Raw genomic sequence first — 15,621 nt, 5'->3', positions numbered from 1 at the left:
CCGACCCCTTTTCGGGTAACCCCCCAAAAATCAATAATTATATTTATCCTTCCAACGTTGTTTCAAAAAATCGCGTTGGGCATTTTCTCTAGTATTATTGCTTGGGTCGTATAATTTAGTGCCATTAATCTCGTCAGGTAGAAACTCTTGAGCAGCAAAATTATTTTTATAATTATGGGCGTACTTGTAGTTTTCGCCATAACCTAACTCTTTCATTAATTTGGTTGGCGCATTTCTAATTTCTAAAGGCACCGATAAATCACCAGTTTCCTTAACCAATTGTTGTGCACTATTAATAGCCGAATAGGCCGCATTACTTTTTGGGGAACAGGCTAAATACGTGGCACATTGACTCAAAATAATTCTAGACTCTGGAAACCCAATGGTAGACACCGCTTGAAATGTGTTGTTTGCAATTACTAAAGCTGTGGGGTTTGCATTGCCAATATCTTCGCTTGCCGAAATTAATAAGCGTCTCGCAATAAATTTTACATCCTCGCCGCCTTCAATCATTCTGGCTAACCAATACACCGCGCCATTTGGGTCACTACCACGAATAGATTTAATAAACGCCGAAATAATATCATAATGCTGCTCTCCAGTTTTATCATACCTTACGGTATTGTTTTGTATTTTATCAAGAACGAAATCGTTGGTAATTGTAATTTTATCTTCAGTTGTAGAATTTACAAGTAACTCAAAAATATTTAACAATTTTCTGGCATCTCCACCAGAAAGTCGCAAAAGGGCATCGGTTTCTTTAAGTTTTACATTTTTTTGAGAAATAATATTGTCTTTCTCAATAGCACGCGTTAAAAGTGTCTCTAAATCACTTTTTGAGAAAGCATTCAAAATATAAACTTGGCAACGCGATAAAAGTGCAGAAATAACTTCAAAACTAGGATTTTCGGTAGTAGCACCAATCAATGTAATCCAACCTTTTTCAACAGCCTGTAACAAGGAGTCTTGTTGCGATTTACTAAATCTATGTATTTCGTCAATAAACAAAATAGGGTTTTTAGTAGTAAACAAACCGCCGCTTTGTTTTGCTTTTTCAATAACATCTCGTATGTCTTTCACTCCAGAATTTATGGCACTCAAGGTGTAAAATGGCCTACCAGATTCTGAAGCAATAATGTTTGCCAACGTGGTTTTTCCTGTTCCTGGCGGTCCCCAAAATATCATTGATGCTATTAATCCCAGTTTTAATTGCTGCGTCAAAGCACCATTTTCCCCAACCAAATGTGATTGACTCACATAATCGTTTAAGGTTTTTGGGCGTAATCGTTCCGCTAAAGGTACATTGGCATTCATAAATGTAAAATTAAGTAATTCATAAAATAATATGTTAAAATAGAATTTTATTTTTTGGGCGTGCCACCAAAAAGGGGTCGGGCTTTGCGTTGCAAGTCCTCGCTCGTGCTTCGCTGTGGGCTTTCCTCTCCAATCCCTCAAGCACCTATCTGCCAATTTAGCACTAAACCTAGATTGGTTAACTATTTGCTATATTTAGTACACAATGAAATCACAAGAACAGTTTAAATACTCAACAGGAGTTATTGCTTATCCATTAATATTTCTGCTAATAATTTGGCTAGTATTTTGGTTTGAAGTACGTTTTGGTTTTAATTTCTCAAAGTTTGGTGTATTTCCCCAAACATTAAAAGGACTAAGGGGTGTGGTGTTAAGTCCGTTTTTACATGGCGATATTAAGCACATATATCATAATAGTATTCCGTTATTTGTATTATCATCAGCACTTTTTTATTTCTATAAACCAATAGCTTGGAAAGTATTATTTTTTGGAATTTTACTCTCTGGTTTTTTAACTTGGTGTATTGGCCGACCCTCATATCATATAGGATCAAGCGGACTCATTTATGTTTTGGTAAGTTTTACTTTTTTTAAGGGTGTGTTTGCAAAACATTTCAGATTAATAGCACTATCCTTATTGGTAGTTTTTCTTTACGGAAGTATGATTTGGTACACCTTACCCATAGAAAAAGGTATTTCTTGGGAAGGCCATTTGTCAGGTTTAATAACAGGATTATTGTTTGCGTTAATCTTTAAAAAACAAGTCGCAAAACCTAAAAAGTACGTCTGGGAACAAGAAAACTTCAATGAAGATGATGACCCATTCCTCAAACATTTTGATGAAAACGGAAATTTTATAGAAACTATTGAACCCGACATAGAGGAGGAACAACCCTCAATAAACTATACCTATAAAGGAGGGGAAAAAGGGAACGATTAATACAATATATTTAAATTCCAAATTCGTTAATCTGAAATCATCAATCTACAGCCTTTGTCTAACAACTTCATATAGAAAAGCACCACAAGCCACAGAAACATTTAAAGATTCAATATCACCTAATAAAGGTAGTTTGGCTTTTTCGTCCACAACTTTTAATGTAGAAGGATTAATACCTCTACCTTCAGACCCCATTATAATTGCACAAGGTGCTGCAAACGAAACATCATATAGATTGTTATCTGTTTTTTCAGTAGCAGCAATAACTTTTATACCAGAAGCTTGCATATAAAACACAGCATCCTTAATATGGTCTACTTTACAAATTGGTATTTTAAAAACCGCACCAGCACTTGTTTTTATAGTATCTCCATTAACAGGAGCACCACCTTTTTTTGAATAATAATACCATCTACACCCGTACATTCTGCAGTTCTAATTATAGCACCAAAGTTTCTAACATCGCTTAATTGGTCTAGTAATAAAAACAAAGGCGTTTTGCCAGATTCAATAACATTCAAAATCAGAGTTTCCATATCATGAAAAGCAATTGGCGATATTTGTGCTACTGCTCCTTGATGATTCTTTTTAGTTAACCGATTCAATTTTTCAACAGGTACATAGGACGAGTTGATAGAATTCTTTCTCAAAACAGATTCTAATTCCGTAAAAAGTTCACCTTTAAGCCCTTTTTGTAAAAAAACTTTATCTATAGTTTCTCCTGAACTTATAGCTTCTATAATGGCTCTAATACCGAATATTTGGGTTTGGTCTTGCATAATAGTAAAAAGAGGCTATATAAGTTATATAGCCTCTTTAGAAATTAAGTATTATTAATCAATTATTTTAATTTGTATCAAATTCAATTGATTCACTAGATTCAAATGTAGCTTCTGGTCCAGAAGCTTTAACAGTTCCTCCAACTTCTAATGAAAAATTTCCAACTGCTCCCCATCCATCACCAAAGGCATCTACAGCGGTAAAGGTGTATGACCTACCAGAACATAAAGTAAACATTATAGTGTCTGAGGTAGAAGTACCGGCACCAGTATCCGAATAACCACCACCAGAAGCAACTACGCCTCCTAAAGCATCTTTTATGTTCCAACTTACTTCACTACCCCATCTATCAAAAGTTAAACTAACAGTTGCATTAACTTCAGTACAATTTTGAAAATACTCTACAGTTGTAGCAGCACCATTATCAAAACCAGTAGCAACATCAGTAAAACTTAAAACAAGTTTGTTTATTCCTATGCCTAAGTTAGTATCTGTTAATGCAACACTTACTGTTCCTTTATTAGAACCACTAGGAATAGTTACAGTTGTAGGGACTGTAAAAGAACCAGCTGCCGCACCATCAGAATCTACTCCAATATTGAAAGTAATATCTGAACTAGCTATAGTAGATGTAAAAACTTCTACATCAAGTGTAGCACTACCATTTTCATCTACACCAGTAGAGTAGGTTGACCCACCAAAAGCTACATAATTAAGAGAAGGCTCAAATTGTTCTTCATCACAATTTTGTAAAAGTATAACTGAGAATAATATCAAAAAGATATTTATTATTTTTTTCATAATTTATAATATTATTAATTAAACATTGACCGATTAGTTTTGGTCAGCCTCATTTATATTTGGATTCGCATTAATCTCATCCTGAGGTATTTTCCAAACCCAATCGTCATTTATACTAGGTTTGTCTACCATAAAACCATTTCTGTACAATGAGAACGAAGCTCCAGAATTAGATTGGTCAAGACCTTCATCCCATCTTATTTGATCATGGTAGCTAAAACCTTCACCATGTAGTTCAACTCTTCTTTGCCATTTAATATGTGCCATTAAGGCTTCTTTTGTAGTATATACACTAGAATCATAAGCAGAATCTCTTGCACTTCCAAATTCTTGTAACACAGTTTGTGCTCCTGTAACATCGGGCATCATTGCTTTTGCTTCAGCCTCAATTAAGTACATTTCTGATGAACGCATAAATATTAAATCGTCAACGTCTATAGTTCCAGGGTTTTTTTGTAAAAACTTAACGTTCATGTATTGGTGTGTATTATGACCTGAAGTCATTCCATACTCAGTAATTACTGCAGCTTTAGCATCATCAAACTCATCTTCACTAGCATAACCTTGAGCTTCCCAATCTCCACCTAGATCATTGGCAGCAGACGAATATGTATTTGGTGCGTCTGGTAACCATGCTTTTGTACGGAAGTCAGTATCAGGAAGCGCATCATATAGCGTTGTGCTAATTAGTTTTGGATTCGTTCTGTTTTGACTACCATTAAATGTAGGAGAAACATAGTAAAAATAAGAAGCAAAGAAATTCGTTTCGGATTCAATCATAGTAGCACCCCAAATAACTTCACTATTCCCTTCAGCATCATTAAACCCAGATAACCATTTCGATTCATCCATTAATGGGTAACCATCTCTTGCTAATGCAGCTTCTGTAGCAGCAGTAGACCAATCTCCTTTAGATAATGCTATTCTAGCATTAATACCATGAGCAGTATTTACAGATAAGTGAGACTTATCAGCTGGAGCAGAAGCATTTGCGAAATGCCCAAAAGATGCGTTAATATCACTTTGAATTTGATCGTAAACTTCTTGTACGGTAGCTCTAGCACTACTTGTGTATGGAGCACCAGCAACAGTACTAAGTGGTACGCCAGGATCAGTACTAGGACTGCCAATAAGGTAACCTTTAGCATAAGTAGTAACTAATCTCCAGTAAGCCCAAGCTCTGTAAGTATAAGCTTGTGCTAAAATATTTGCTATTTGTGGGTCAGCTTTAGGGTAACCACCTTCATCAACTTTATTAATTAAGTTATTCGCCGTTGCTATTAAATTATAGCGTTGGTACCAGTGGTTTCTTACAGTTGTGGCATTAGCATTAGTATGCATCAACCATTGTAAGTCAGCTCTCATCCAACCATTACCAGGCGAAGAATGAATAATATTTCCACCTATGGCATCTAGTGATGGTAAATAATGGCTTTCACCTGTTCTTTGGAAAGAACCTCCAGGTAAAACATCTCCATGACCATACATATTTCTATGCATTCCATTTAACACCAAAAACATATTATCTGGACTTGCAAAAGCTGCTGCTTCTGAAATTGCATCCGTAGGTGTTGTTTCAAGAAAATCTTCTGTACAACTGGTAACTGTAAAAGCTGCCAGAAATAGCACAACAATTATTTTGTTAATTTTTTGTAACATAATTTTTATTTTTTATTTCAATTTTTTTAAAAAGATGCGTTTACTCCTATAGAAATAACTCTTCCAGGATTAAAGTCATCACCGTCCTGTACCCCTGATAAACCATACTGTGGATTCATTCCTTTTCTTTTAGAAAATAATGCTAAGTTTTCAGCAGATACAAAGATGCTTAAATTGTTAGCTCCTATTTTTTCAGTAATAGTGTCATTTAAGCTGTATGATAAATTCACATTTCTTAATGCTAAATAAGAAGCATCTGTCAAGAATCTAGTTGAATTTTGAACCGTTTGATTTGGGTTTCCGTTTTCAAGTCTAGGCACATTAGTAATATCTCCTGGAGAACGCCATGCATTTAGAGCATCAACATGTAAATTTGTACCATACTCTCCTTCGTGCATTAATGTAGCATAACCTCTATCTAAGACTTTACCTCCAATACCATAAACAAATAGAAAGTCTAAAGATACATTTTTGTATTTGAAAGAGTTTGAAATAGATCCAATAAAGTCTGGTAAACTACTGTCGCCTGTAAAAGCTTCACCTGCTTCTTGAAAATCATTAGAAGTCGCTTGTGTGCCATTAGCATTTAAAACAGGAAGTCTTTGCCCTTCAAACTCATCAGTACCATCTTCCCACATGTAATACAATGCATCTCCAGTTCCAGGATCAACACCAGCATAATGATAAATATAATAATCATATCTTGAGCGACCTTCTTCCCAACGTTTAGTACCGTTATCAGCTGGTTCTAATAATTCCGTTATTTCATTTTTAAGTGTGGTAAACTGCAAACCTAAATTCCATCTGAAAGTGTCATTATTTACTATATTAGCGTTTAATGAGACTTCAAAACCAGAGTTATACATGTCTCCAATGTTTTCAGGAGCTTCGTTTAAACCTTCAGATATTGGGATAGGTCTGTTAAAAAGTAATCCATTAGTAGACTTTTTAAAATACTCTACAGTACCATCAATAACATTATTAAACAGACCAAACTCTAGAGCTAAATCCCAGCTTACTTGGTTTTCCCATGTTAATAGTGTATTACCAGTACTCGTCCAAACAATTCCTGGAGCTCCAGCATTAGGATGGATGGTATATAATGCTTGCGATATGTAGAAATTTCGAGTTAAATCATCGTTTAGTAAGTTGTCATTACCTACCTCACCATAAGATCCTCTTAATTTTAATCTGTTAATAAATGAAACATTTTCCATAAAGCCTTCTTGGTCGATTCTCCAAGATGCACCTACAGAATAAAAATTACCCCAGCGTACATCAGAGCTAAAAACAGATGTTCCATCTCTTCTTATAGAACCACTTAAGTAATATTTATTATTGAAGTTGTAGTTTAGCCTTGCAAAATAACCTTCTAACTTATAATCTGTACTAAAACCACCTACATTATCACCAGCAGAAAAGTTGTCAAACTCAGAAATTCCTGTAGCAGTTTGAGTATTTGCAATACCGTTTAATTCTGAATAATTACGTTTAAGGCTTTCGTGACCAAGCGTTACATCAAAATTGTGAACATCATTGAATGATTTGTTATATGAGATAATTTGATTAAAATTCTCTACATTTCTTCTAAATCGTGTCTCTTGGTATCTACCACCTGGAGCACCATCACCAACAATATTATTTTCATAATTTTTCTCAATGTAATCTTGAACTTGTAAATTATAATCTAATTTAAGTTTTAAACCATCAATAATTTGCATGTTTGCATAGTTTCTAAAGCCGTAATTGTTTTGTTTCACAATATCTTGATTAAGAACCAACTCCGCAATACCATGTCTGTCAGGATTGTATGGTCTAGATAATTGATTATAATCTAAATTACCTGTACCAAAATCCCATTGTCTTTGGCCAGCAGCATCTAGAACAAAATTTCCGTTTGCATCTAATTGGTTTACAGGGTAAATTGGCGCTAAATCTCTTGCCCAGCTAAAAACATTCACAATACTATTTGTACCAGTACTAGCAGGTCCATCAGATTTAGAAGTTACAAAATTGGCATTACCACCAACTTCTAACCAGTCTGTAATTTGAAAATCACCATTCAATCTTGTAGTAACACGATCAAATTTACTATCAATTACGTAACCATCTTCTCCAAGGTAAGATGTTGAAAAGAATATATTATGATTTTCACCACCACCAGCAACGTTAACAGAATGATTAGTTCGAGTACCAGTTCTTTCTATGTAATCTCTCCAATCAGTTGTTTGATAAATAAATTCTGCATTTGGATTTATATTACCATTTGTATCTACAATTTGATCATTAGGAACATTAAAAGGGTTGTATCCAAGCCTGTTGTATATAGAAGCAGAAGCTTCTGCTGCTGCGTTTGGACCACTTAGTGTGTTTTTGTAACCTTCCCACATCAATTCATAATATTGACCAGCGTTTACAGTTTTGTATGCAGGAATAGCATTGTCTATAAGACCATACTGACTTCTTGCATTAACTCTAAGTGCACCTTTTTTTCCAGATTTAGTAGTAATGATGATAACACCATTTGCAGCTCTATTTCCATATAAGGAAGTAGATGCAGCATCTTTTAAAACAGTCATTGACTCGATGTCATCCTGATTTAATAATGTTAAAGCTCCTTCAAATTGAACACCATCCACAATATATAATGGATCTGTAGACCCATTAAGTGTTCCTACACCTCTAATAACAATGCTAGGTGATGAACCTGGGGCCCCGTTAGCCGAAATAAATTGAACACCTGTAGTTTTACCTTCAATTGCAGCAATTGGAGAGGTTGCAGGCCTTAGAGCAAGATCATCAGAACTGATAACACTTGCTGAACCAGTAAAAGCTTCTTTGGTTGTAGTACCATAAGCAACAACAACAACTTCTTCAAGTGCTGAAGCATCTTCTTTCATGGATACATCAATTGTGTTCGAACTACCCACAGTTATTTGCTGTGAGGTGTAACCAACAAAACTAAAAACAAGAGTAGCCCCCTGTGCAGTCTTTATTGAATACTTTCCATCAAAATCTGTTGATGTACCATTACTTGTACCTTTTACTAAGACAGTTGTTCCTGGTAATGGTAAACCACTTTGGTCAGATACCGTACCTGAAATTGTCTTTTCTTGTGCAAATGTTAGTTGCACGACAAACGCTAGTAGTAGCGTTAGAATTCCACTAAACTTTGTTTTCATTTTATAATTATTTGAATTAGTCACGTCAAAAATCATAAAATAAAGTTAATTAAACAATAATTTCTCGTTAAATTTTACTTTTTAATTCGAAATTGATTGTGTTTTTTGCAAAAAAAGGATAAAATGTTACAATAAAATTTAGTGATTTTTTGGATTTTCTAGGAATCCTTTTATTTAAGGTTTATTTAATTATGCATGCATAGCACCTTGAAATAGGGGTTTTTGAGCGTAATTTTGGTATTACTCTTCGAGTGTTTTAAAAAAATATAATTCATTTACTCATATTAAAAGATGTAATTATATAAACATTAAAATCTAGCTACTAAACTAATGTGTATTTTGGAGTTAGAGAGCTTAAACGTCTGGTTTTCATTTTTACCATTAGCATAATTAAACTTCAATAATCCAGAATTAGTGAGAATCCCGAATCCGAAACCATAACCAAATAGTTTTTCTTTAATGTTTGTAGATTTATTTTCAAAATAAGCTAAATCAATAATAGAGTGTATATAAATAGAATTGCTTAGCCTGTAGCGATACTCTGTGTTAAGAACTCCAAATAATGAAGCAAATAGGCTATTTTCTTCAAATCCTCTGATAGAATTAATGCCTCCAAAACGTAATAGTTCATTGTCAAAATAATTATCTGAAGTCAAAGTTGTAGCATCAATATTGATAAAAATGCTGTTTTTTCTGTTAAGGTTGAAACTATTAAATGTCTTTAGGGTTAAAAGCGATTGTTTTGTTTTCTTAGTATCAGTATTTCTATTTCCAAAATTGGTTTCTAAGTAAAAGTTTGATTTTATTGGAAATAATACATCAAAATATTGAGGTTTTAAATATTCATAGGAGATTGAAAAGTAATTTGATTTGTAATCCTGAAGTGAGGTAACTGTATTTGTAGAAAGCAAATTATTAGATTCAATACCAGAAACTCCAGCAGAAACTTTATGTAATGCATTTATTTGATAATTAATCTTTGCCTTTTGATCAATAGTTGTAAAGGAAGAATCTTTTTTAAAAATTCTTAGATTTAAATCAATACCAATAGGGGTGTTAAATAAATAGGGAAGGTTTAAACTGGCATCAAAAGTATCTTGATCATTTTCGTCACTTTTGTAAAGTAGGCCAAAAGTTTCTCCAAAATTCAAATTATTATTAAGCTTTAAGTTTAAAAAACCATCAAACTCTAATTTATTGGTGTCTTCATTTGTCCCAAAACCTAAAAATCCATCAAAGTTATTGCTTTTAGATTTTTCTACATATATATATAAGGACGTGGAATCTTTTTGAAATAACACTTCGGGAGACTTTACTTGGTTTGCAAATCTTAAATTATTTAGTTGTTCGGTTTTATTTTTTATGGTTGCTAAATCAAAAACTTGGGATGTTTTTAATTTGAGATAATGTTTTAGGTAAGATTTCGGGAACTTTTCGTATCCAACAATTTTAATGGCATCTATGGTTCTTTTCTTATCGTTTGAAACGATTATCAAATTAGCTTTAAGATTGTTTTTGTCTTTTTTTCAATATTAGATAATTTTAATTTTGAAAAAGGAAAGCCATTATTTGCCAATTCAGAATTTAAATAGTTTAAAGTAGTTTCAAGGTTGTTAATATTAATGGTAAAATAACCGTCATATGTTTCTTTTGAAATTGAATTTATAAGAGCTTCATTTATCTCAGATATATTATAGTATATATATAAGGTGTTGAATTTTTTATTCAAATGAATGTTTGCGGTGAACAGGGAATCGTTTTTCTTTTTAATTTCAATCAATCTATTTTCAATAAACCCTATTGAATTAAGAAGCACTCTTAAAGAATCAACTTCATTTTTAACGGATAAATAATTTTGATGACTCTTTGTGTAACCCAGAGAGTCAATCACATCAGTTTCAGGAGTTGTTTTCCCTTCAATATTTAATAATAAATTTTGGCTAAATACTTCAGAAGAAAAAAGTATATATATAATAAGGATTAAAAAATAAGATTTCTGCACGCTTAAAGATTGCTTTTTTATTTTTGAAACTCATGTTTACTTCTTCTGTATTCAGTCATCTATCATCCATCATTTTTCATGTAAATCTAACGGAAAAAGCGCACTTTTAATATGCTCTAAAAATTTAATTTCAAAAACTCTTCAAAATTAATGAATTAGGGTTTGAATAATTGATTTTAATTTCTACCTTTGCAGCCCTCTAAATAGAGGTTAATAAAATTTTATATAGAAATATATGCCAACAATTTCACAATTAGTAAGAAAAGGAAGAGCCAAAATAACCAAGAAGAGTAAATCGGCTGCTTTAGATTCTTGTCCGCAAAGACGTGGTGTATGTACTCGTGTTTACACAACAACTCCTAAAAAACCTAACTCAGCAATGCGAAAGGTAGCAAGGGTTCGTTTAACAAACGGTAACGAGGTTAATGCATACATTGGTGGAGAGGGACACAATCTACAAGAGCACTCGATAGTATTGGTTAGAGGTGGAAGGGTAAAAGATTTGCCAGGTGTTAGATATCACGTTGTTCGTGGTGCGTTAGATACAGCAGGTGTTGCTGGAAGAACTCAACGTAGATCTAAGTACGGTGCAAAACGCCCTAAGAAGTAATTAAACTTTAAGAAGAAGACATGAGAAAAAGAGCAGCGAAAAAAAGACCACTTTTACCAGATCCAAGATTTAACGATCAATTGGTAACACGTTTTGTGAACAACATGATGTGGGACGGTAAGAAGTCTGTAGCTTTTAAAGTATTCTACGATGCAATTGATATTGTAGATGCTAAAAAAACTGACGAAGAAAAAACAGCTTTAGAAACATGGAAAGATGCTTTATCAAACGTAATGCCTCACGTAGAAGTACGTAGTCGTCGTGTTGGTGGTGCAACATTTCAAATTCCAATGCAAATTCGTCCAGATCGTAAGATTTCAACAGCCATGAAATGGTTAATTGGTTATGCTAGAAAGCGTAATGAAAAATCTATGGCACAACGTTTAGCTTCTGAAATTTTAGCAGCAGCTAAAGAAGAAGGTGCAGCGGTTAAGAAAAGAGTAGATACTCATAAAATGGCAGAGGCTAATAAAGCATTCTCTCACTTTAGATTTTAAGAAATGGCAAGAGATTTAAAATTTACTAGAAATATAGGTATTGCTGCACATATTGATGCAGGAAAAACTACAACTACAGAGCGTATTCTATATTATACAGGTGTTTCTCATAAAATTGGAGAGGTACATGATGGTGCTGCAACAATGGACTGGATGGAGCAAGAGCAAGAAAGAGGTATTACAATTACTTCGGCTGCTACAACTTGTACATGGAAGTTTCCTATTGAAAATGGAGAGCCAACATCTGAAACTAAAGGATATCACTTTAATATAATTGACACACCAGGTCACGTTGATTTTACAGTAGAAGTAAATCGTTCGTTACGTGTATTGGATGGTTTAGTATTTTTATTTAGTGCAGTTGATGGTGTTGAACCACAATCTGAAACTAACTGGAGATTAGCTGACAACTATAAAGTACCTAGAATTGGTTTTGTTAATAAAATGGACCGTCAAGGATCTGACTTTTTAGGTGTTTGTCAACAAGTAAAAGATATGTTAAAATCTAATGCGGTGCCAATCGTTTTAAACATTGGTGACGAAGAAGATTTTAAAGGAATTATCGATTTAGTAAAAAATCGTGCTATTGTATGGCATGATGAAACTCAAGGGGCAACTTTTGATGTTATTGAAATTCCAGATGATTTAAAAGAAGAAGCTCGTAAATACCGTGCACTACTTATTGAAGAAGTTGCTGGCTATGATGAGGATCTTTTAGAGAAATTCATGGAAGATGAAGATTCTATTACAGAAGAAGAGGTACATGCTGCACTTAGAGCTGCTGTAATGGATATGGCTATCATTCCAATGATTTGTGGTTCTGCATTTAAAAACAAAGGTGTTCAGTTCTTGTTAGATGCTGTATGTCGTTATTTGCCTTCTCCAACAGATAAGGAAGGTATTGTAGGTGTTAATCCTGAGACTGAACAAGAAGAATTGCGTAAGCCAGATGTAAAGGAGCCATTCGCTGCTTTAGCGTTTAAAATTGCTACAGATCCTTTTGTGGGTCGTTTAGCATTCTTTAGAGCGTATTCTGGTCGTTTAGATGCTGGTTCTTATGTATTGAATAATCGTTCAGGTAAAAAAGAGCGTATTTCTCGTATTTATCAAATGCATGCTAACAAACAAAATGCAATTGATTTTATAGAAGCTGGAGATATTGGAGCTGCTGTTGGATTTAAATCTATCAAAACAGGAGATACACTTTCAGCTGAAAAACATCCTATTGTTTTAGAATCTATGGACTTCCCTGATCCAGTAATTGGTATTGCGGTTGAACCAAAAACTAAAGCAGACGTTGATAAACTAGGAATGGGCTTAGCTAAATTAGCTGAAGAAGATCCTACATTTACAGTACGTTCAGATGAAGCTTCAGGACAGACTATTATTTCTGGAATGGGAGAGCTTCACTTAGACGTTATTGTCGATCGTTTAAAACGTGAATTCAAAGTTGAAGTAAATCAAGGTCAACCACAAGTTGAATACAAAGAAGCTATTACAGCTTCAGCAGATCATAGAGAAGTTTATAAAAAGCAATCTGGTGGTCGTGGTAAATTCGCAGATATTGTATTTACTATTGAGCCTGCAGATGAAGGTCAAGTAGGACTGCAGTTTGAATCTGTAATTAAAGGTGGTAATGTTCCTAAAGAATTTATCCCGTCAATTGAAAAAGGATTTAAAATGGCTATGGTTAATGGACCACTAGCAGGTTTTGAAGTTGACGCTATGAAAGTTACTTTAAGAGATGGTTCTTATCACGATGTCGATTCGGATCAATTGTCTTTCGAATTAGCAGCTAAATTAGGTTTTAAAAACGTTGCAAAAGCAGCCAAAGCTGTTATTATGGAGCCTATTATGAAACTTGAAGTTATTACTCCTGAAGAAAACATGGGTGATATAGTTGGTGATTTAAATAGAAGAAGAGGTCAAGTAAGTGATATGGGTGACAGAGCAGGTGCAAAAACTGTAAAGGCTACTGTACCATTATCAGAAATGTTTGGATATGTAACAACATTAAGAACATTATCTTCTGGTCGTGCAACATCAACAATGGAATTTTCACACTATGCTCAAACACCTTCAAATATATCTGAAGAGGTAATTAAAGCAGCTAAAGGCGTTGAAGCTTAAAATTTAAGAAAATGAGTCAAAAAATCAGAATAAAACTTAAGTCTTACGATCACAACTTAGTAGATAAGTCTGCTGATAAGATTGTAAAAACAGTAAAAAGTACTGGTGCTGTAGTAACTGGGCCAATTCCATTGCCAACGCACAAGAAAATTTTTACTGTATTACGTTCTCCACACGTAAACAAGAAATCAAGAGAGCAATTTCAATTATCTTCTTATAAAAGATTGTTAGATATTTACTCTTCATCATCAAAAACAATTGATGCCTTGATGAAACTTGAATTACCAAGTGGTGTAGAAGTAGAGATTAAAGTATAGTTAGACATTCCTGTGAAGTCCAGGAATATAACATGTCCCACCGATGCGGTCGCGGGAAAAACGGAAAGATACAATTCAAGGCTGAAATGTATTTCGGCCTTGAGTTTTAAATAACAAATAGTAATAAATTAAATAAATAATTATGTCTGGGTTAATTGGAAAGAAAATCGGTATGACCAGCATCTTTGATGAAAACGGGAAGAATATTCCTTGTACAGTAATCGAAGCTGGACCATGTATCGTTACCCAAGTCAGAACTGAAGATGTTGATGGCTATTCAGCTATTCAACTTGGTTTCGATGACGCGACAGAAAAAAGCGCTACTAAAGCAGACTTAGGTCATGCTAAAAAAGCGGGTACTTCTGTAAAACGCAAAGTTGTTGAATTCAAAAGTTTTGATGAGGAGTACAAATTAGGAGATGCAATAACTGTTGAACATTTCACAGAGGGTGAATTTGTTGATGTAGCAGGAACATCTAAAGGAAAAGGATTTCAAGGTGTTGTAAAACGTCATGGTTTCGGTGGTGTAGGTCAAGCTACTCACGGTCAACATAACCGTTTAAGAGCGCCAGGTTCTATTGGAGCTGCATCTTATCCTGCACGCGTATTTAAAGGCATGAAAATGGCCGGAAGAATGGGTGGTGAAAAAGTGAAAGTTCAAAATTTAAGGGTTTTAAAAGTAGTTGCTGATAAGAATCTACTTGTGGTTAAAGGGTGTGTACCTGGACACAAAAACGCTTATGTAACAATTCAGAAGTAATGAAAGTAGCAGTTTTAGATATAAACGGAAAAGACACAGGTAGAAAGGCAGACCTTTCTAAAGATGTGTTTGCTATTGAGCCTAATAATCATGCAGTATATTTGGATGTTAAACAATATTTAGCAAACCAACGTCAAGGAACTCATAAATCGAAAGAAAGAGCTGAGATTTCTGGAAGTACACGTAAGATTAAAAAGCAAAAAGGAACTGGTACTGCAAGAGCAGGATCTATTAAGTCTGGTGTTTTTAAAGGTGGTGGGCGTATGTTTGGTCCAAGACCAAGAAACTATAGCTTCAAATTAAATAAAAACTTGAAGCGTTTAGCACGTAAATCAGCATTAAGTATTAAAGCTAGTGAAAAGTCAATTGTAGTATTAGAAGATTTCAATTTTGAGTCTCCAAAAACTAAAAACTTTACTGCTGTTTTAAAGGCTTTAGATTTAGAAAACAAAAAATCTTTGTTTGTGTTGGGTGGGTCAAATAATAACGTATATTTGTCATCGCGCAATTTAAAAAGCTCTGAAGTTGTAACTAGCTCAGAAATAAGTACTTACAAAATTTTAAATGCAAACCAAGTAGTGCTTTTAGAAGGAGCACTAGAGGGAATTGAATCAAACTTAAGTAAATAA

The 15,621-nt window shown here is 34.0% G+C and carries 13 protein-coding genes and 1 pseudogene; 7 read left to right on the top strand and 7 right to left on the bottom strand.

Annotated features, from left to right (window positions below; translation table 11 throughout):
• Positions 1-30: 30 nt before the first annotated feature.
• Positions 31-1,314 carry a replication-associated recombination protein A gene (locus AC0L5U_RS08275; protein WP_473415775.1) on the bottom strand — a complete coding sequence of 428 codons (1,284 nt, stop codon included), beginning with the start codon at positions 1,312-1,314 and terminating at the stop codon, positions 31-33.
• Positions 1,315-1,519: 205 nt separating this feature from the next.
• Between AC0L5U_RS08275 and AC0L5U_RS08270 the strand changes: the two genes are divergently transcribed.
• Positions 1,520-2,254, top strand: a complete 735-nt coding sequence (locus tag AC0L5U_RS08270; protein WP_473415774.1) for a rhomboid family intramembrane serine protease — start codon at positions 1,520-1,522, stop codon at positions 2,252-2,254.
• Between the two features lie 45 nt (positions 2,255-2,299).
• Here the strand turns inward: AC0L5U_RS08270 and rlmB are convergent.
• From rlmB to AC0L5U_RS08240, 6 genes and pseudogenes are all read right to left on the bottom strand, one after another.
• Positions 2,300-3,033, bottom strand: a pseudogene (gene rlmB, locus AC0L5U_RS08265) (23S rRNA (guanosine(2251)-2'-O)-methyltransferase RlmB).
• A gap of 67 nt (positions 3,034-3,100) precedes the next feature.
• Entirely contained in the window at positions 3,101-3,835 is a 735-nt protein-coding gene (locus AC0L5U_RS08260; RefSeq protein ID WP_473415773.1) for a hypothetical protein, read from the bottom strand.
• 33 nt (positions 3,836-3,868) lie between these two features.
• On the bottom strand, positions 3,869-5,494 hold the full coding sequence (locus tag AC0L5U_RS08255; protein ID WP_473415772.1) for a RagB/SusD family nutrient uptake outer membrane protein: 1,626 nt from the start codon (positions 5,492-5,494) through the stop codon (positions 3,869-3,871).
• A 26-nt stretch (positions 5,495-5,520) separates the two neighbouring features.
• Complete coding sequence (locus tag AC0L5U_RS08250) at positions 5,521-8,676, bottom strand: SusC/RagA family TonB-linked outer membrane protein (protein WP_473415771.1); 3,156 nt, start codon at positions 8,674-8,676, stop codon at positions 5,521-5,523.
• Positions 8,677-8,984: 308 nt separating this feature from the next.
• Positions 8,985-10,172, bottom strand: coding sequence for a POTRA domain-containing protein (locus AC0L5U_RS08245; protein ID WP_473415770.1), 1,188 nt, complete (start codon positions 10,170-10,172; stop codon positions 8,985-8,987).
• Positions 10,169-10,678, bottom strand: a complete 510-nt coding sequence (locus AC0L5U_RS08240) for a hypothetical protein (protein WP_473415769.1) — start codon at positions 10,676-10,678, stop codon at positions 10,169-10,171. The genes AC0L5U_RS08245 and AC0L5U_RS08240 overlap by 4 nt, the downstream gene beginning before the upstream one ends.
• A gap of 235 nt (positions 10,679-10,913) precedes the next feature.
• Here AC0L5U_RS08240 and rpsL point away from each other — a divergent pair, with 235 nt between their 5' ends.
• The 6 genes from rpsL (at position 10,914) to rplD (ending at position 15,621) form a co-directional block, all read left to right on the top strand.
• Positions 10,914-11,288, top strand: a complete 375-nt coding sequence (gene rpsL, locus AC0L5U_RS08235; protein ID WP_042245171.1) for a 30S ribosomal protein S12 — start codon at positions 10,914-10,916, stop codon at positions 11,286-11,288.
• A gap of 20 nt (positions 11,289-11,308) precedes the next feature.
• Positions 11,309-11,785 (top strand): 30S ribosomal protein S7, encoded by a 477-nt coding sequence (gene rpsG, locus AC0L5U_RS08230; protein ID WP_473415768.1) that lies wholly within the window; start codon positions 11,309-11,311, stop codon positions 11,783-11,785.
• 3 nt (positions 11,786-11,788) lie between these two features.
• Positions 11,789-13,915 (top strand): elongation factor G, encoded by a 2,127-nt coding sequence (fusA, locus tag AC0L5U_RS08225; RefSeq protein ID WP_473415767.1) that lies wholly within the window; start codon positions 11,789-11,791, stop codon positions 13,913-13,915.
• Positions 13,916-13,926: 11 nt separating this feature from the next.
• Complete coding sequence (gene rpsJ, locus AC0L5U_RS08220; protein WP_007650482.1) at positions 13,927-14,232, top strand: 30S ribosomal protein S10; 306 nt, start codon at positions 13,927-13,929, stop codon at positions 14,230-14,232.
• Positions 14,233-14,374: 142 nt separating this feature from the next.
• Positions 14,375-14,992 (top strand): 50S ribosomal protein L3, encoded by a 618-nt coding sequence (gene rplC, locus AC0L5U_RS08215; protein WP_473415766.1) that lies wholly within the window; start codon positions 14,375-14,377, stop codon positions 14,990-14,992.
• The gene (rplD, locus tag AC0L5U_RS08210) at positions 14,992-15,621 is read left to right on the top strand and encodes a 50S ribosomal protein L4 (protein WP_473415764.1); all 630 of its coding nucleotides are present in this window, start codon (positions 14,992-14,994) and stop codon (positions 15,619-15,621) included. Before rplC ends, rplD begins: the two co-directional genes overlap by 1 nt.

The sequence above is a fragment of the Jejuia sp. G7-7 genome, assembly GCF_055808955.1.
The sequence above is the reverse complement of the archived record's forward strand: the minus strand, read 5'-3'. Positions and strand labels throughout refer to the sequence as shown.

Bases quoted from the DNA above. Each gene is read 5' to 3' on its own strand.
- AC0L5U_RS08275 (WP_473415775.1), bottom strand. From the start codon at position 1,314: ATGAATGCCAATGTACCTTTAGCGGAACGATTACGCCCAAAAACCTTA.
- rplD (WP_473415764.1), top strand. From the start codon at position 14,992: ATGAAAGTAGCAGTTTTAGATATAAACGGAAAAGACACAGGTAGAAAG.
- rpsJ (WP_007650482.1), top strand. From the start codon at position 13,927: ATGAGTCAAAAAATCAGAATAAAACTTAAGTCTTACGATCACAACTTA.
- AC0L5U_RS08255 (WP_473415772.1), bottom strand. From the start codon at position 5,494: ATGTTACAAAAAATTAACAAAATAATTGTTGTGCTATTTCTGGCAGCT.
- rplC (WP_473415766.1), top strand. From the start codon at position 14,375: ATGTCTGGGTTAATTGGAAAGAAAATCGGTATGACCAGCATCTTTGAT.
- AC0L5U_RS08260 (WP_473415773.1), bottom strand. From the start codon at position 3,835: ATGAAAAAAATAATAAATATCTTTTTGATATTATTCTCAGTTATACTT.
- fusA (WP_473415767.1), top strand. From the start codon at position 11,789: ATGGCAAGAGATTTAAAATTTACTAGAAATATAGGTATTGCTGCACAT.
- AC0L5U_RS08250 (WP_473415771.1), bottom strand. From the start codon at position 8,676: ATGAAAACAAAGTTTAGTGGAATTCTAACGCTACTACTAGCGTTTGTC.
- AC0L5U_RS08270 (WP_473415774.1), top strand. From the start codon at position 1,520: ATGAAATCACAAGAACAGTTTAAATACTCAACAGGAGTTATTGCTTAT.
- rpsG (WP_473415768.1), top strand. From the start codon at position 11,309: ATGAGAAAAAGAGCAGCGAAAAAAAGACCACTTTTACCAGATCCAAGA.
- rpsL (WP_042245171.1), top strand. From the start codon at position 10,914: ATGCCAACAATTTCACAATTAGTAAGAAAAGGAAGAGCCAAAATAACC.